This window comes from Streptomyces hygroscopicus (assembly GCF_026168105.1).
Lineage (GTDB): Bacteria > Actinomycetota > Actinomycetes > Streptomycetales > Streptomycetaceae > Streptomyces > Streptomyces hygroscopicus_D.
The window spans coordinates 103,292-119,632 of record NZ_LBMW01000020.1 but is presented as its reverse complement, the minus strand read 5'-3'; the positions used below and the strand labels follow the sequence as shown (position 1 = coordinate 119,632).

Annotated in this window: 15 protein-coding genes; 8 read left to right on the top strand and 7 right to left on the bottom strand. The window is 71.8% G+C overall.

Annotated elements, in window-relative coordinates; translation table 11 throughout:
- The first annotated feature begins 15 nt into the window (after positions 1-15).
- Positions 16-825, top strand: a complete 810-nt coding sequence (locus AAW14_RS20590; protein ID WP_265565369.1) for an NADPH-dependent F420 reductase — start codon at positions 16-18, stop codon at positions 823-825.
- A gap of 381 nt (positions 826-1,206) precedes the next feature.
- On the opposite strand, the gene AAW14_RS20580 is transcribed toward AAW14_RS20590, so the two are convergent.
- The 7 genes from AAW14_RS20580 to AAW14_RS20550 form a co-directional block, all read right to left on the bottom strand.
- The gene (locus AAW14_RS20580) at positions 1,207-1,764 is read right to left on the bottom strand and encodes a glycoside hydrolase family 25 protein (RefSeq protein WP_265565368.1); all 558 of its coding nucleotides are present in this window, start codon (positions 1,762-1,764) and stop codon (positions 1,207-1,209) included.
- Positions 1,765-1,849: 85 nt separating this feature from the next.
- Entirely contained in the window at positions 1,850-2,881 is a 1,032-nt protein-coding gene (locus tag AAW14_RS20575; protein WP_265565367.1) for a phosphatidylinositol-specific phospholipase C domain-containing protein, read from the bottom strand.
- Positions 2,882-2,934: 53 nt separating this feature from the next.
- On the bottom strand, positions 2,935-3,468 hold the full coding sequence (locus AAW14_RS20570) for a YbaK/EbsC family protein (protein WP_265565366.1): 534 nt from the start codon (positions 3,466-3,468) through the stop codon (positions 2,935-2,937).
- Between the two features lie 86 nt (positions 3,469-3,554).
- A complete protein-coding gene (ddaH, locus tag AAW14_RS20565; RefSeq protein ID WP_265565365.1) occupies positions 3,555-4,421 on the bottom strand; it encodes a dimethylargininase in 867 nt (288 codons plus the stop codon).
- Positions 4,422-4,566: 145 nt separating this feature from the next.
- The gene (locus AAW14_RS20560; RefSeq protein ID WP_265565364.1) at positions 4,567-5,958 is read right to left on the bottom strand and encodes an MFS transporter; all 1,392 of its coding nucleotides are present in this window, start codon (positions 5,956-5,958) and stop codon (positions 4,567-4,569) included.
- 47 nt (positions 5,959-6,005) lie between these two features.
- A complete protein-coding gene (locus AAW14_RS20555) occupies positions 6,006-7,391 on the bottom strand; it encodes an FAD-binding oxidoreductase (protein ID WP_265565363.1) in 1,386 nt (461 codons plus the stop codon).
- 2 nt (positions 7,392-7,393) lie between these two features.
- A complete protein-coding gene (locus AAW14_RS20550) occupies positions 7,394-7,726 on the bottom strand; it encodes a hypothetical protein (protein WP_265565389.1) in 333 nt (110 codons plus the stop codon).
- A 186-nt stretch (positions 7,727-7,912) separates the two neighbouring features.
- Here AAW14_RS20550 and AAW14_RS20545 point away from each other — a divergent pair, with 186 nt between their 5' ends.
- The 7 genes from AAW14_RS20545 to AAW14_RS20515 all read left to right on the top strand — a co-directional run bounded on the left by AAW14_RS20545 (position 7,913) and on the right by AAW14_RS20515 (position 16,318).
- Complete coding sequence (locus AAW14_RS20545; protein WP_265565362.1) at positions 7,913-9,172, top strand: ATP-grasp domain-containing protein; 1,260 nt, start codon at positions 7,913-7,915, stop codon at positions 9,170-9,172.
- 63 nt (positions 9,173-9,235) lie between these two features.
- On the top strand, positions 9,236-10,534 hold the full coding sequence (locus AAW14_RS20540; RefSeq protein WP_265565361.1) for a lysine N(6)-hydroxylase/L-ornithine N(5)-oxygenase family protein: 1,299 nt from the start codon (positions 9,236-9,238) through the stop codon (positions 10,532-10,534).
- A gap of 55 nt (positions 10,535-10,589) precedes the next feature.
- On the top strand, positions 10,590-10,955 hold the full coding sequence (locus AAW14_RS20535) for a cupin domain-containing protein (protein WP_265565360.1): 366 nt from the start codon (positions 10,590-10,592) through the stop codon (positions 10,953-10,955).
- A 3-nt stretch (positions 10,956-10,958) separates the two neighbouring features.
- Positions 10,959-12,587 (top strand): class I tRNA ligase family protein, encoded by a 1,629-nt coding sequence (locus tag AAW14_RS20530; protein WP_265565359.1) that lies wholly within the window; start codon positions 10,959-10,961, stop codon positions 12,585-12,587.
- Between the two features lie 36 nt (positions 12,588-12,623).
- Positions 12,624-13,745: an NAD(P)/FAD-dependent oxidoreductase gene (locus AAW14_RS20525; protein WP_265565358.1), complete on the top strand. Its 1,122-nt coding sequence runs from the start codon at positions 12,624-12,626 to the stop codon at positions 13,743-13,745.
- Positions 13,746-13,770: 25 nt separating this feature from the next.
- Positions 13,771-15,027, top strand: coding sequence for an ATP-grasp domain-containing protein (locus tag AAW14_RS20520; protein ID WP_265565357.1), 1,257 nt, complete (start codon positions 13,771-13,773; stop codon positions 15,025-15,027).
- A gap of 22 nt (positions 15,028-15,049) precedes the next feature.
- Positions 15,050-16,318, top strand: a complete 1,269-nt coding sequence (locus AAW14_RS20515) for an ATP-grasp domain-containing protein (RefSeq protein ID WP_265565356.1) — start codon at positions 15,050-15,052, stop codon at positions 16,316-16,318.
- Positions 16,319-16,341 lie beyond the last annotated feature (23 nt).

Here is a 16,341-nt window from a genome sequence, read left to right as displayed (position 1 = left end):
GGCGCCCCTCCCGTCATGTCCGCCGTGCGGTCCGCGCGCTCCGGCAGCCGTTCGGCGTATCGCCGGAATAGGGCGAGCCGTGGGGAGGTTGGCCCAGCGCACCGGCGGAGCCACCGGGCTCCGCGCGACATCGACCTCCGGAAGGGCCAGGCGAGTCAGGACATGAAGATCGGCATCATCGGAGCGGGCAACATCGGCGGCAACCTCACCCGGCGGCTCACCGCCCTCGGCCACGATGTCTCCGTCGCCAACTCCCGCGGCCCGCACACCCTCACCGCACTGGCCGAGGAGACGGGCGCGACCCCCGTCCCGGTCGAGGAGGCGGCCCGCGGCGCCGAAGTAGTCGTGGTCACCGTCCCCGTCAAGGCGGTACCGGATCTGCCCTCCGGCCTGCTCGACGGGGCGGCCGACGGCGTGGCGGTCATCGACACCGGCAACTACTACCCCCAGCAGCGGGACGGCAGGATCGCGGCGATCGAGGACGAGGGCCTCACCGAGAGCCGCTGGACCGAGAGGCAGATCGGCCATCCCGTGATCAAGGCCTTCAACGGCACCTACGCGCAGGACATCCTGGACCGTCCCCGCCCGGCCGGTGCCCCCGACCGTATGGCGCTCCCGGTCGCGGGGGACGACGAGGCGGCCAAGCGGCGCGTGCGGGCCCTGATCGACGAACTCGGCTTCGACACGGTCGACGCCGGCGGCATCGACGACTCCTGGCGTCAGCAGCCCGGCACCCCGGTGTACGGCCTGCAGGCGGGCGCCGACGCCGTCACCAAGGCGCTGGCGGAGGCCTCCCCGGAGCGCACCCCGGACTTCCGCGCATAGCGGCCGTCGGTCGGACGACCTCCAGGGGCAGGTGCGGTCCGCCCGGACGTCACCACCGAGGACCTGCTGTTGGTCCTGGCGGCGCTGGGGCGGACCGTTCCCGCGCCACCGAGGACCTGCTGTTGGCCGTGGCGGCGCCGGGGCGGACCGTTCCCGCGCCACCGAGGACCTGCTGTTGGTCCTGGCGGCGCCGGGGCGGACCGTTCCCGCGCTCACCACGGCCGCCCCGGACGGCCGGCGCCGCCCGCTCGCCCTGCTCCTGGACGGCCCGCGCGCGTCCCGCCGTACCCCGCCTGCCCGCGCCCGCGCTCACCGCCGCCCAGCTGGGCGAGGTGCTGCTCGAGATGGGCCCGCACCGGCGGGGTTGAGGCCGCCGCCGGCTCAGCCTCCCGAGGCCCACGTCCGCAGCGCGGCCGTGCTGGCGAAGTTCGCGACGTCCTTGTCGACGGGGTCGGAGCTGTACTGGTGGAACCGCCACGACGCCTGGATCCGGGGCTTGCCCGCGGTGACGTAGTCGGCGATCCACAGGCCGTCCCCGGCGTAGGACGTGGTGTCGATGGTGAGCCAGAAGTCCCGGTTGGTGTAGAGGACCACCCGGTTGTGGGGCCGGAGCTGCTTCACCGCGCGGATGAAGCCGTCCTTCTCGGCGTTGCTCGCGTGTGTGCCGTCACCGGTCGTCTCCCAGTCCACGGCCAGCAGGTCGCCCGCCTTCTCCGGGGTTCTGCCGACGAAGTACTCGGCCTGGGCCGTGATGTTGCCGGGCCACAGGAAGTGGTAGAAGCCGACGACGCAGCCGGCCTCCCGGGCCGTCTTCGTCTGGGCGGTGAGCTTGGGGTTCACATACGAGTGCCCCTCCGTCGCCTTGATGAAGACGAAGGAGAGGCCGCTCGTGTCGTACGCGGATGACTGGTACGGGCTGACGTCGACGCCTCGCAGCATGGGGGCTCCCTGATGCGCTCGTGGGGGGCAGGGATGTATGCCTGTTTCACCTTGGCATGGGTGATATGCCCCGGAGGCGCGAAGGTCAGCCCCTGTCAGCCGTCGAACTGAGAACCGAGGGCGACTTGGCCACCCAGTCGGAGGTGATCACGCTCGCGTGGTCGGCGGCGAGCAACGACAGCCGTGCCGCCACCTCGGCGTCCGTCGGGTTCGTGGACGAGATCGCCGGCGACACGCCCGCCGCATCCGTCATGATCAGGATGTAGTGACTGGTGTCGTACCAGGACGTGTCGTAGCCGTTGTTGACGTACGACGCGGCGTCGCCGTCGTAGAACACGAACCACGGGCGGATGGAGGCGTCGTAGCGGCTGGTGCGCGGGTCGCCGGAGGCGGCGCCCAGAACGGCCGGGAAAGCCTGGGCCTTGGAGATGTTCCCGGCGGCGTACAGGTCGCGCAGATATTCGCCGTACTCCCGGTCCGTCCAGTAGTGGTCGAACGGGTTCTTCATCTCGACGGTGCCGGGGATGAGTTCGAAGAGGACCTTGCCCCTGAGGGCGTCGCGGGAGGGCCAGGCGTTCGCCTTCGCGGCCGCGTCGAGCGTCGAGTACCGGGAGCCCAGCAGGTCGGACGGCTTGTAGACCATGTTGCCGAGCTTCGACGACACCAGCGCGTCGAACTCGTCCGGGCCGAGGCCGCGGTTGTTGTTGAAGCCGTCCTTCATCTCCACCTTGAAGATGATCGGCCGGTGGTCGGGGTGCAACTGGTGCCAGGCGGCGATGTTGTCGAGACAGCTGCCGAGGTCCTGGTTGCGGCTCTTGCCGTACAGCTCGCCCGGGGTCTTCGCCGCCTCGCAGTTGTTGTCGTCGCCGAACGGATTGCTGTGGCTGACCCGCCAGCGCTTGCTGATGATGTCGGTGTAGACGTCCAGCTCCAGCAGTGAGGCCCCGGAGTCCAGGGCCTGTGCGAAATACGTGTACTTGCTCTTGTCGTACGCGTTGTGGGTCCCGATCGCGGTCACGCCGGAGAACGCGGGCGTGGCCGCACGGGCGTTGCCCGGCACCACCATCAGCATGGCGGCGGCGCCCAGCAGCGCCGCCACCCGTCTTATCAACCGCACGTCTCAACTCCCCTTCTGAGCCGTCGAATTGGAGGCAGCCTAGGGTGAGTGGATTACTGCACGGTAGCCCCAGGAGGAACATCAGTGCGGGGCGTCGCGATCGGGGTCACCCGGGGGGCCACCAGGGCGCGATAGCACTCGGTACGCAGCGCCACCGACTCGTCCAGCCGGCCCGTGTTGAAGAAGATCTCCTCGTGCTCGAAGAGCGCCGGGTCGGTGATCACCTCCAGTTCCGGATCGAAGCTCAGCGGCATGATCGAGCCGCTCACACAGCCCGTCAGCTGCTCGGCGACTCCCCGGGCCGCGAAGGACGCCTCCTTGCCCGCGTACAGGGCGTTGAGCGCCGCCAGATCGACCCTGCGGTCGCCGGGCACCACCGCGATCACGTACCGCCGGCGCTTTCCGCTCAGCGCCACTCTGATGACCAGGCTCTTCGCGGCCTGCTCCAGGCGGTGGCCGCGCAGTGCGCTGGCCAGGTCGGTGCGCCCCTGCGGCGCGTGGCTCAGGAGTCGGTACTGGGCGCCGCCCCTGACGAGCAGCTCGAGCAGACGGGCGCGACTGTCCACGGTCGCGGGCGCGGAGGACATGGTGATCCTTTCCTGGTGGAGGAGCCGACGGGGGCCGCCGTGCCGTCCGCGGCGGGCGGCACGGCGGCCCCGTACGTCGGGATGACTCAGCGGTCGCGCAGCTCCAACGTGCAGCACTTGACGCTGCCGCCCGCCTTGAGCAGTTCGGTGAGCTCGACCCCGACCGGCTCGAAGCCGCGAGCGCGCAGCTGGGCCTGCAGCCCCTTCGCGGCGGTCGGCAGCAGCACATGACGGCCGTCGGAGAAGGCGTTCAGCCCGAAGACGGCGGCGTCCTCGGCCGTGGCGATCACCGCGTTCGGGAACAGGGACCGCAGCACCGCCCGGCTGCCCGGTGTGAACGCCTCGGGGTAGTACATGACCTCGTCGTCGGACAGCACCGCGAGCGCGGTGTCCAGGTGGTAGTGCCTCGGATTGACCAGCGTCAGCGAGGTGACCGGCAGACCGAAGAACTCCTGCGCCTCGGCGTGCGCGCGGCTGTCGGTGCGGAAGCCGGTGCCGGCCAGGATCCGACGGCCGACGGTCAGCAGGTCGCCCTCGCCCTCGTTGATGTGCTCCGGCCACAGCACCTCCCGGTAGCCGTTCTCCTCGAACCAGCGCAGATAGGCGGGCCCCTCGGCGGTGCGCTCGGCGTGCCGGAAGCGGGCGCCGAAGACCTTGCCGTCGACGACCGTGGCCCCGTTGGCCGCGAACACCATGTCGGGCAGGCCCTCGACCGGGTTGATCTCCTCGACGCCGTGGCCGAGTTCGAGGTAGAGGTCGCGCAACTGCTCCCACTGGCGCAGCGCGAGCGCGGCGTCGGTGCTGCGGCTGGGGTTCATCCACGGGTTGATCGAGTACGTCACGTCGTAGTGCCGGGGCCGGCACATCAGCAGCCTGCGGCGGGTGGCGATACGGGCGGGCTGTTCGGCCTGGCGGGTCGAGGTGCTGGTCGTGATGGTGTCGGTGGCAGGCATCGGTGCTCCTTGACGGGTGCTCATGGGTGATGAGGTACGGACAGGACTCAGGGGTGGTGAGGCAGGGACAGGGCTCAGGGTGGTGAGGGCACCCGGCCCGCCCGGAGGGTGGGCGGACGGGCCGGGAAGGGCCGGAGGGGGACCGTCAGCGTCCGCTGGGGACGGGTGCCTCGCCGGGGACTTCCCCGCGCACGGCGGGCTCGTCGGCCACGGAGGCCTCCTCGTGTGCACGGGCCTCCTCGGCCTCCTCCGCCGGCGGCTGGTCCGACGGCCGCAGCCCGGTGAAGGCCAGGGCCGCCGCCAGCGTGCCGAGCACCGCGCAGGCCGCCCAGACGCCGTTGCCGTAGTGGGTCCACGCGAGCATGCCGAGCGCCGGGCCGAGCGCCGAGCCGAGGCCGAACACGGCCTGGGAGGCGGCGATGTAGCGGCCGCGGACCCTCTCCTCGGCCTTGGCCGGGTGAGCCCACAGGGTCGGCCCGCTGACCATGAGACCGCCGACGCTGACCGCGGTGGTGAGCAGGATCAGCGCCGGCACGCTGCCGGGCAGGCCGTAACCGGCGATGCCGAGGCAGTAGACGAAGGTGCCGACGGTCGCGGCCGTGCTCGCCCGCCAGCGGCTGACGCGCGCGGTCACCGCCAGCTCGAAGCCGATCAGCAGGACCGAGGACAGGGTGAGCACCGCGCTGTAGAGGGAGGTGGGGTGGCCCGCCTCGGCCAGCCCGACCGGCAGCACCGCGAAGAACTGGGCGTAGACCAGCGCGCTGAGCAGCATCGAGGCCAGATAGAGCAGGAAGCGGTGGTCGCGGAGCATGACCCCGTACGCCGTCCGCTGGGCCTCCTTGGCAGCGTTTTCGGCGCCCTGCTGCTCCGCCGGCTTCGTGGTCGGCCGGGGCAGCAGTGTGGCGGCGAGCAACGAGTATGCGAGCGCGGTCGCGCCGTCGACCCAGAACAGCAGGTTCCAGTCGATCTGGATGAGACCGGCGGCCAGCAGCGGTCCGGCGGCGGCGCCGATGTTCATGGCGATCCGCAGCATCGAGAAGCCCATGACCCGGTACTCGTCCGGCATCAGCTCGCTCAGCAGCGCCGAGGCGGCCGGGCGGTACGACTGGGTCATCAGGCCGAGCAGGACGACCAGGCCGAGCAGGACCGGGTAGGCGCCGGGGCCGGCCAGCCACGGGATGAGGAAGACCAGGACGGCCGAGCCGCCCATCGCCGTGACGATGGTGTTGCGGCTGCCGAGCCGGGAGGTGAGCTCGCCGCCGAGGACGGTGCCCGCGACCGCGCCCGCGCCGTAGGCGCCGAGGAGGAAGCCGGCCTTGTCGACGCCGTACCCGCGGTGCATGAGGTACAGCACCAGGAAGGTCTGGACGAAGGCGCCGAGCTGGTTGAGCAGCACACCGCCGAGGAGATAGCGGACCGAGCGGGGTGTGGCCCGCAGGGCGTCCAGGACGCCGGGGGCGCCGCCCTGGGAGTCCTTGGCCCGGGACGAGGACGAGGACTTCGACGAGGACTTCGACGTGGACTTGGACACACTCATTGCGTCACCTTCGTAGGGGGACCTTCTGGGATGCGGTGGAGCGGGGTTCAGGAGCCGACGGCCTGGCCGAAGGAGAAGACCCCGTCGGGGTCGTACTTCCGCTTCACCTCGACCAGGCGCCCGTAGTTGGCGCCGTAGTAGGCCTCGCGCCAGTTCGCCAGTTCCGGGTCGACGAAGTTCTGGTAGGCGGAGCCGGTGACGTGCGGGGCCATGGCGGAGTGCAGGCCGCCCAGCCAGTCGAGGTTGGCGTCGATCTGCGCGGGGCCGTCGTCGTCCGTCCAGGAGGTGTCCATGGAGACCAGGAACAGGGTGTCCCGGTGGACGAAGGCGGTGGCGCCGGGAGCCACGCGGTTGATGGCGCCGCCCCAGGAGAACAGGCCGACCCCGCCGCCGTCCGGGTTGTGGCTGCCGGGCCAGCGCTCGACCCAGGACAGCATGGTCTCGACGCCTTCCGCGGCGAGCGGTTCGCGGATGTAGTTGGAGCGCAGCGCGAACTGGTCGCCGGAGGTGGCGTGCACCATGTGCTTGTTGGCCTCCCAGAACGTGCGCTCGGTGACGTCCCTCGACACCGGGGTCGCCGCGCTCAGCACCGGGTCCAGGATCTGCAGGCACGCGCTCGCCGGGCCGAAGTACTGCCCCTGGAGGGTGACTTCGGCGTTGTCGCGGATCTCGCCGAGCCCGGTGCCGTACGTCCACACGCCGAGCCGGGCCGCGAAGTCGTCCGGCGCGCTCTGCACCATGCGCTGGCCGGCGTCCAGGACGGCGGCCGCCTCCTGCCACTTCCAGGTGAGGTGGAAGGTGGTGACGTCCGGGACCGGGTGGGCCTGGAAGGTGAGGGAGACGTTGATGCCGAAGTTGCCCCCGCCGCCGCCCTTGCAGGCCCAGAACAGATCCGGGTTCTCCCGTTCGTTCGCCACGGCGAGGGAGCCGTCGGCGAGGACCACGCTGGTCTCCACCAGGGAGTCGGCGGTCAGGCCGTAGCGGCGGGCGGCGAACGCGGCACCGCCGCCGAGCGCGAGGCCCGCGACGCCTACGGTCGGGCTGGTGCCGGTGGAGAAGACCATCTCGTACGGCTGCATCGCGTCGTAGACATGGCTGATCTTGGCGCCGCCGCCCGCGACGACCAGACCGGTGGAGCCGTCGGCGTGGGTCCTGGTGAGCCGGCTGAGGTCGATGACCAGGCCCTCGTTGACGGAGTAGCCGGCGAAGCTGTGGCCGCCGTTGCGGGCGACGACAGGGACGCCCTGCTCGCGCGCCCACAGCAGGGCCCGCCGCACGTCCGCGGTGTGGGCCGCGGTGACGACGGCGGCCGGAGCACGGTCCCTGTACCGGGTGTTGAACAGTTTCGAGCCGACCCGGAAGCCGGCGCTGCCCGGCAGGAAGACGCGCCCCTCGACCTCGCGGGCCAGCCGGGAGTAGTCGACGGCGGTCATGGTCAGCGCACCTCCTCGAGGTACGAGACGCCGTTGTCGGCGTGGGCGCCGAAGCGCTCCCAGCGCTCGTGCAGCCGTATCCGCCCGTCGGGCAGGACCTCCGGGGTGTTCACGCTGTGGCCGGAGATCACCCGTCCGTCGTCGAGGACCATGCTGTACGAGAAGCTGATCACGCCGTCCGCGTCGCGGGTCCCCGCGAGGGAGCCGCGTCGTACGTCGCCACCGGCGAACTCGGCCCAGACCAGGTCGCCCTGCTGCCGGTACAGCGCGGCGGGGGCGTCGCCGGCCGGGTCGGCCAGGACCTTCCGGAATCTCTTGCCGTCGTAATTGATCACGTCAGCCATGGAAGCGGCCGGCGGAATTGCCCGGAAGAACTCCGCCCGACGGCCGGTCAACGGTCAATCAACCGGACGTGACGGGGGCGCGACCTGGGTTGATTGTCCATCCCGGACATGGCTTCCGGGCAACCCGCGCACCCCGTGGAATCGCACTGTCACTCGGCTTCGGGAGGAGAACAGCGCGTGGACGAGAACAGCGCCCAGGAGGGCGCGGACGGCGTGATCCTGCTCATCGGGTGCGGGCTGCGCAAGTACCGCGAGTATCTGCTGGCAGGCGCGGCGGCGACCCATCCGGTCTGGCTGTTCACGGGCGACGAGCCCGACTGGCAGACGCCGTACCTCAGCGGGCACACGGTCGTGGACGTCACCGACCGGTACGCCGTGCTGACGGCGGCCCGGGAGCTGGCCGGCCGCGTCACCGTGCGCGGCGTGCTCAGCTGGGACGAGACCCTGATCGTGACGACAGCGCACGTGGCCGTCGCACTCGGCCTGCCCGGCGCGGGCGTGGACGGCGTGGAGGGCTGCCGGGACAAGTTCCGCAGCCGCAGGCTGCTCACCGAGGCGGGTGTCGACCAGCCCCGCTACGCCTGGGTGGACACCGCCGAGGAGGCGCTCGCCGCGGCGCAGGAGATCGGCTACCCCGTCGTTGTGAAGCCGCGCGGGATGGGCGCCAGCATCGGCGTCGTGCTCGCCGCGGACGCCGGTGAAATCGTCGGGGCGTTCCGGACCGCCGACGAGGCGAGCCGGATCGGGGCGGTGTCCTACCGGGGCGGCGCGCTGGTCGAGGAGTACCTCGAAGGGCCGGAGATCAGCATCGACGCGGCCCTCGTGGACGGCGAGTACCACCCGATGTTCGTGGCCCGCAAACAGGTCGGTCTGTTCCCGTACTTCGAGGAGATGGGTCACCACGTCGCAGCCGACGACCCGCTGCGCACCGACCCGGACCTGCTGGCGATGCTGCGTGCCGCGCACCGCGCCATCGGCTACGGCTCCGGCATCACCCACACCGAGGTGAAGCTGACCGCGCGAGGCCCGGTCATCGTCGAGATCAACGGCCGGCTCGGGGGCGACCTCATCCCGCGCCTGGGCCAGTTGGCCACCGGTATCGACCCGGCCCGCGCCGCCGTCCGCGCCGCGCTGGGGCGGCGCCCCGACTTCACCGACACCGAGCACCGCACGGTGGGCATCCGCTTCGGCTACCCGCCCGAGGACTGCGTGGTGGCCTCGGTCACCCCGCCGGCCGAGGCCGAGGGCCTGCTGGCCGCCGAGGCGATGGTGGAGCCCGGCACCGAACTGCGCCTGCCGCCGGGCGGCTACCTCTCCCGCCACTCCTATGTCGTCGTCGCCGGCGCGGACCCGGTGCAGACCGCCGCTCGCCTCGACGCGGCGGCGGCCCTGGTCGAACTCGACCGCCGCCCGCTGCACGTGCCCGTACCGGCCTGAGCGGGGCTCGCCGGACACCTCACGGAACCAGACCGCACAGACGTCCCTTCTCTGGAGTACTTCATGGCACACCGCACCGTCGAACTGCTCGCCGTCGGCGCCGGCCCGGCGAACCTCGCCCTCGCGGTCGCGCTCGAGGAGCTGGCCCCCGAGCTCGCGGGCCGCAGCCTCGTCGTCGAGCGCGAGGACAACGTCGTATGGCAGCGGGGCATGCTGCTGCCCGACGCCCTGAGCCAGGTTTCCTTCCTCAAGGACCTGGTCACGATGCGCAATCCGCGCAGCGAGTTCTCGTTCCTCAGTTTCCTGCACGCCCGCGGCCGGCTCGACGCGTTCGTCAACCTCGGCAGCTTCGTGCCGTACCGGAGCGAGATATCCGAGTACCTACAGTGGGTCGCGGACTCGCTGGAGCGCGTGAAGGTCGAGTACGGCCGCGAGGTCACCTCGGTCACGCCCGTGACCGGCGTGGACGCCGAAGTCACCGGCTGGACGGTGGGCCTGGCGAACGGCGACACCATCGGCTGCCGCTACCTGGTGATCGGCGCAGGGCGGGACGCGCATGTGCCGGCCGTGTTCGAGGGGCTGCCGGCCGAGCGGGTCATCCACTCCACCGAGTACAACCAGCGCATCGGTACCCTGCCGGCGGACCGTCCGCTGCGGGTCGCCGTCGTCGGCGGGGCGCAGAGCGCGGCCGAGCTGTTCGGCGCGGCACTGCGCGACCTGCCCGACTGCCGTCCGACGATGATCATGCGCTCGATCGGCCTGAACGGCTACGAGAGCAGCAAGTTCACCAACGAGCTGTTCTACTCGTCGTTCGTCGACGAGTTCTACGATGCCGGGCCCGAGGCCCGCCGTCAGCTGCTGGCCGAGATGCACCGCGCCAACTACGGCGGCCTGGCTCCGGCCACCCTGGACTCGCTGTACCGGCAGTTCTACCAGGACCGGCGCGAGGGCGTCGGCCGCCTCGGCATGGTCACCATGACCGACATCACCGGCGCCGCGACCGACGGCGACGACATCGTCCTCTCCCTCACCGACCGTCGCTCCGGCACCACCCGCGAGCTGCGCACCGACCTGCTGCTGCTCGGCACCGGCTTCGACCCCGCTATGCCCCGTATGGTCCGCGCCCTCGGGGAGGCGCTCGGCCTGGACCGCATCGACGTCACCCGCAACTACCGCGTGGAGCTGGGCCGTCCGGCCACCGCCGCGCTCTATCTCCAGGGCGTCAACGAGGCCACCCATGGCATCGCCGACTCCCTGCTCAGCGTCCTCGCCGCCCGCTCGGCGGAGATCACCGAGGACATCCTCAAGCACGGCGCCGAGCAGCCCTCCGGCGACCGCGAACCGGCCCTGGCCGCCGCCTGACCGCCCGGCCTGACGGCCCCGCCCCGCCCGACGACCCGCCGACCAGAGAGACGACATGCTCATCAAGCCCCTCGACCGCACCGGCCTCACCCATGAGAACGGCCTCGACGCCCAGCGCCTGCTGCCCTGGCCCCAGCTCAACGCTCCCTTCGAGGGCTCCTGGTGCGTCATCAGCCCGGGCACCGCGTCCACCGCGCACGCCCACCACGAGTACGAGATCTTCATCGCCCTGCGGGGCGAGGCGTTCCTGGAGTCCGGCGGCGAGCGCGTGCCGTTCACCGCCGGCGACATCGTGCACTTCCCGCCGCACCACGAGCACCGTGTCGTCAACGAGTCCGGCACCGACTTCGAGATGTACAGCGTCTGGTGGGACGCCGACATGGCCGAGCGGTTCACCGCCCGTCACGCCCAGGAGGCCTGAGCCATGAGCGAGCAGACAGGACAGCGGCGCACGGTCATCATCGGCCCGCCCCCCACCCCCAACGGCGACCTGCACGTGGGCCACATCGCCGGCCCCTACATGGCGGCCGACGTGCACGCCCGCTATCTGCGGGCCACCGGGCAGCCGGTGCTGTACACCACGGGCACGGACGACAGCCAGACGTACGTCGTCTCCAGCGCGGCCAAGCTGGGCACCACCCCGCAGGCGCTGGCCGAGAAGTGCTGGCACGACATCCAGGAGACGCTCGGCCTGATGGGCATCTCCGTCGACGGGTTCGCCCCCTTCGACGACGGCTACCGCGCGATGGCGCTGGACTTCCTCACCCGCCTGTACGACGCCGGCAAGTTCCGGCTGCGCAAGGTGAAGCTGCCGTACATCGAGGCGACCGGAGAGTTCCTGATGGAGGGCCTGGTCAGCGGCGGCTGCCCGGTGTGCCTGGCGGTCAGCCGGGGCGGGCTGTGCGAGAGCTGCGGGCACCCCAACAACTTCACCGAGCTGACCGACCCGCGCTCGACCGTCGACCCCACGGCGGAGGTGACCTACCGCGAGGCCGAGATCCTCGTCCTGCCGCTGGAGGAGTACCGGGAGCAGCTGACCGCCTACCACGAGGCCAAGCAGTCCACCTGGCGCCCGCACATCGTGCAGCTGATGCGCGAGCTGCTGGCCCGCCCGCTGCCGGACTTCCCGATCACGTATCCGACGGGCTGGGGGATTCCCGCCCCGTTCCCCGAGACGCCGGGCCAGGTCCTCAACGCCTGGGCCGAGGGCATGCCCGCCTCCATGTACTGCACTGCAGTCGCCCAGCGCGCGCACGGGGAACGGCCCGCGACCGACGACGAGTTGTGGCTCGCCGGGAACGGCATCCGGCTGGTGTACTTCCTCGGCTTCGACAACGCCTACTTCTGGGGCCTGACCCATCTGTCGCTGTTGCTCGCCCACGAGGGCCGTTACGTCGTGCCGGACGAGATCGTCTGCAACGAGTTCTACGAGCTGGAGAACGAGAAGTTCTCCACCAGCAAGGGGCATGTGGTGTGGACCCGCGACCTGGTCCGCGAGGTCCCCCGCGACCTCGTCCGCTTCCACCTCGCCCTCACCGCTCCCGAGCACGCCCGCACCAACTTCTCCCGGGCCGCCCTGGAGAAGATCACGGGGGAGCGTCTGGTCGGCCCGTGGAACCGGCTGGGCAGCCTGCTCGGCAAGGCGGTCGCCGAACTCGGCCTGCAGGACCAGGAGTTGCCGGTGTCGCAGGCGGCTAACGCGCGCCGGGCCGCGATGGCCGAACGGTTCGAGGCCGGCTACCGGCTCACCGGCTACAGCCTCAGCCGCACCGCCGACCTGATCCCACTGCACACCGAACGCCTCCTCGGCCGGGCCGAGGCTCTGCTGGACGGGCTGACCCCGGCCACGCGTGAGGCGTCCGCCGCCGCACTGGGCGACCTGTTCGCCGAGGTCCGCACGCTGCTCGCGGCGGCCTCGCCGATCCTCATCGACCTCGCCGAGCGGGCGCGGGCCGAGGGCGGCTTCGACGGCAGGTTCGCCGTCGCGCCCGAGGAGCGCATGACCACCGTCTTCACCCTGCCCGCGCTCGGCCGCACCGTCGCGGAGAGCTGATCCACCGGCCGAACCACCGATGAAAGGAGGTGCCCGATGCGTGTCACCGTGGTGGGCGGCGGGGTGATCGCCCTGCTGACCGCCGTGGAGTGCGCCCTGGCCGGACACCGGGTCACGGTCGTCGACCAGGGCCCGATCCCCTACAGCCGGGCCACCTCTTTCGACCAGCACCGGATCATCCGGGCCCTGCATCCGGCCGATCCGCTCGCCACCGCGGCCGCGCTGCGCGCCCACCATCGCTGGCTCGAACTGGAGGAACTGTTCGCCACCCGCTTCTACGAGCGGGTCGGCGCGCTCACCGTGCTGCCGCCCGCCGCCGCCGACGCGGGCGCGCTGCTCCTGTCCGACGCCGGCGGGCGCGCGCGGACGCTCACGGCGACCGCGCTCGCCGAGCGCTATCCACACCTGTCCCTCGACGGCGCCCTCGGCGGGGTCCTGGAGGACGAGGCCGGGGTGCTGCTCGCCGAGCGCGTGCTCGCCGCCTGCGTCGGCTGGCTGAAGTGGCAGCCCGGCATCGACCTCGTCGAACACCGGCCCGCGGTCGCGGTGGACGGAGAGCGCGGACAGGTCCGCCTGGCCGACGGGCGGGTGCTGCACGGCGACGGCGTCCTGGTCGCCGTAGGACCGTGGGCACGCCGGCTGCTGCCCGAGCGGGTGGCCAAGTCGCTCACCCTGTATAGGCAGTCGTTGCTGTACTGCCGGGTGCCCAGGGCGCGGGCCGAGACGTGGGCGGACACACCGGCCGTCCCCGCCCTCGGTACGCGACGCGGCGCCTGGCTGATCCCGCCGGTGGCCGGCACCGCGCTCAAGCTCAGCTCCGCAGCTGTCTGTCGCGAGGCCGACGACCTCACCGACCAGGTCACGCCCGAGGAACGGCAGCGGGAGCTCGCGGCCGAGTTCGGCGACCTGCTGCCGGGCTTCGGACCGGCGTGGGTGCTCGGCGGCAAGGACTGCTACTACCTGTCGTACGCCGAGACCGGCGGCCCCCTCGTGGTCTCCCTCGGCGACTCGGGCCACGCCTACGCGGCCTGCGGCGGCACGTCCTTCAAGTTTGCGCCGCTGATCGCCCGCACCCTCGCCGACCGCGTCCTCGGCCGCATGCCCGATCCCACCGGCCTGGCGGCCCTGGACACCGCACCCCTCGACGCCACGCCCTGACCACTTCCACCCGAGAGGATCCGCCATGAAGCTCCTGGCGATCGAAGCCCGGCAGAACGCCACCTACTACATCTCCCGCTACGAGCAGGTCGTCGGCCTCGGCGCGGACCTCTACGTCCTCAACGGCGAGGGCACCGAGGACTTCTGGCCCGCCGACCGCTACCGCACCGCCGGCTCGCGGGCGATCGAGGACCTGATCGCCGCGGCCAAGGAGTGGCACGCCGAGGAGCGCTTCGAGGGCGTGTTCACCTTCTCCGAGTCCGCCGTGCTCGCCGTCGCCGCCGTCGCCGAGGCCCTTGGCCTGCCCGGCATCGGCATGGAGGCCGCCCGCGCCAGCCGCAACAAGCTGCTGATGCGCCGGGCCCACGAGCGCGGCGGCGCCGCCTGCCCGTCCTTCCGCTTCGTCACGGACGAGGCCGAGGCCCTCGCCGCGGCCGAGGAGTTCGGCTACCCGGTCATCGTCAAGCCGACCCTGGGCGCCGCCTCCAACTACGTCTTCCGCGCCGACGACGCCGCCGAGCTGCGCGAGCGCTACGCCCAGGCAGCCCAGGGCCTGACCGAGCTGTCCTGGTACGCCATGGAGGCCGACGGCCTCGACCTGGGTCCGCACGGGCTGCTGGTGGAGTCCTTCCTCGACGGCGACGAGTTCCTCATCGAGGCCCTCGCCTGGGACGACGAGGTCTACCTCGGTTCGATCGTCGACCGGGTCACCGCCGAGGGCGACACCTTCGACGACGACGTCCACCACGCCCCGACCGCGCTCACCCCGGCCCAGGTCGAGGCCGTGCACGAGGTCGTCGCGGCGGGCGCCCGCGCCCAGGGTCTGCGACGCAGCGTGATGCACGCGGAGGTCCGCTTCCACGAGGGCCGCCCGCATCTGGTGGAGATCGCCGTACGGCCGGGTGGCGGCGGCCTGGACCACATGTCCCGCATCTCCGCCGGCTACGACCCGATCGCGGCCGTCGCCGACGTGGCCCGCGGGGTCCGCCCGAAGGCCGGCCACTACCGGCCGACCGGCGTCCACACGGCGGCCCTGTGCCTGCTGCCCCCGGCCTCCGGCCGGGTGGAGCGCGTGCACGTCCCCGACGAGGTGGCCGACCGGGACGACCTGTTCTTTCTCAAGCTCACCGCCAAGCCCGGCGACCTGGTCCGGCGCCCACCGGAGGGCAACAGCATCCTCGGCTTCCTCGGCGTGACCGGTACGTCGTTCGAGGACGCGATGTCCACGGCCGGGGAACTGGCCGCCCAGGTCCGCGCCGACCTGACCGGCCCGGACGCCTGACCCACCCACCAAGGAGACAGACATGACCGAACGCCCCGTCATCATGGTGGGCTTCGTCCCCGTGGCGGTGACCTCGCTCGCCCAGTTCCAGCCGGACGGCTCCGTGATCGTCGTCGACGAACCCGACGTAATCCGCAAGCGCGAGCTGAGGCCCAAGGCCGACGAGGCATCCGTCGTGCGGGACCTGATCGCCTGGGAGTACCAACTCGACGGCGCCGCCGACGCGTTCTACAACGCGCACCGCGACCTCGACCCGGTCGCCGTCGCGCCGCTCCAGGAGTACGCCACCCCCTTCGCGGCCCGCCTCGCCGAGCGCTACGGCCTGCCCACCGGCGGCCACGGGGCGCTGCGGATCCTCCGCGACAAGGCCGTGCTGCGCAAGGTCAGCGGGGCCGCCGGCATCCTCAACCCCGAGTCCGTCGAGGTCACCGGCCCGGACGAGGTCCGCGCCTTCATGGCCCGGCACCCCGGGCCGGCCGTCCTGAAGCCGGCCAACCGCCAGGCCGCCCTCGGCACCCGCATCCTCGCCTCCGCCGACGAGATCGACGAGGCCTGGGCCGAGACCACCGCCATGGACGAAGGGGTGATGGTCCCCGACCGCGGCTTCGAACTCCGCATGCTCGTCGAACGGTGCGTCCAGGGCCGCGAGTACAGCGTGGAGCTGCTGGTGGAGCGGGGCCGGGTGTTGTTCGGCAACGTCACGGGCAAGGACCTCTACCCCGGAGGCCGCCCGGTCGAGCTGGGCCATCTGGTCCCCGCCGACATCCCCGGCGAGCTCGACACGCTGCTCCGTACGGAGACCGAACGCCTGCTGACGGCCGTCGGGTTCGGCACGGGTGTCGCACACTGCGAGTGGATCGTCGAGAACGGCCGCCCCTATCTGGTGGAGTGCGCCGGCCGCTTCCCCGGTGACGGTATCGTCGATCTGATCGACCGCGCGTACCGCATCGACCTCGTCCGCGCCTTCTGGACCCTGATGAAGGGTGAACCGCTGCCCACCCCCCTGCCCGAGAAGGCCCCCGGCGCCGCCGCGATCCGCTTCCTGCACACCGGGGCCGGTGTCGTCGAATCCGTCTCGGGCGTCGAGGAGGCCCGCGCACTGCCCGGCGTCCAGCTGTGCTCCGTGACCGTGGAGCCGGGCGCCGAGGTGCGCGAGCTGCGCAGCTCCTGGGACCGGATCGGTTCGGCCGTCACCGAGGCGGCCACCGGGGCCGAGGCGCTCGCCGCCGCCGTACGAGCCCTGGACAGGGTCGAGGTGAAGGTCCGCCCGGCGCAGGACCTGCCCGCGTAGCCCGGCACCACAGGAGGGGAACG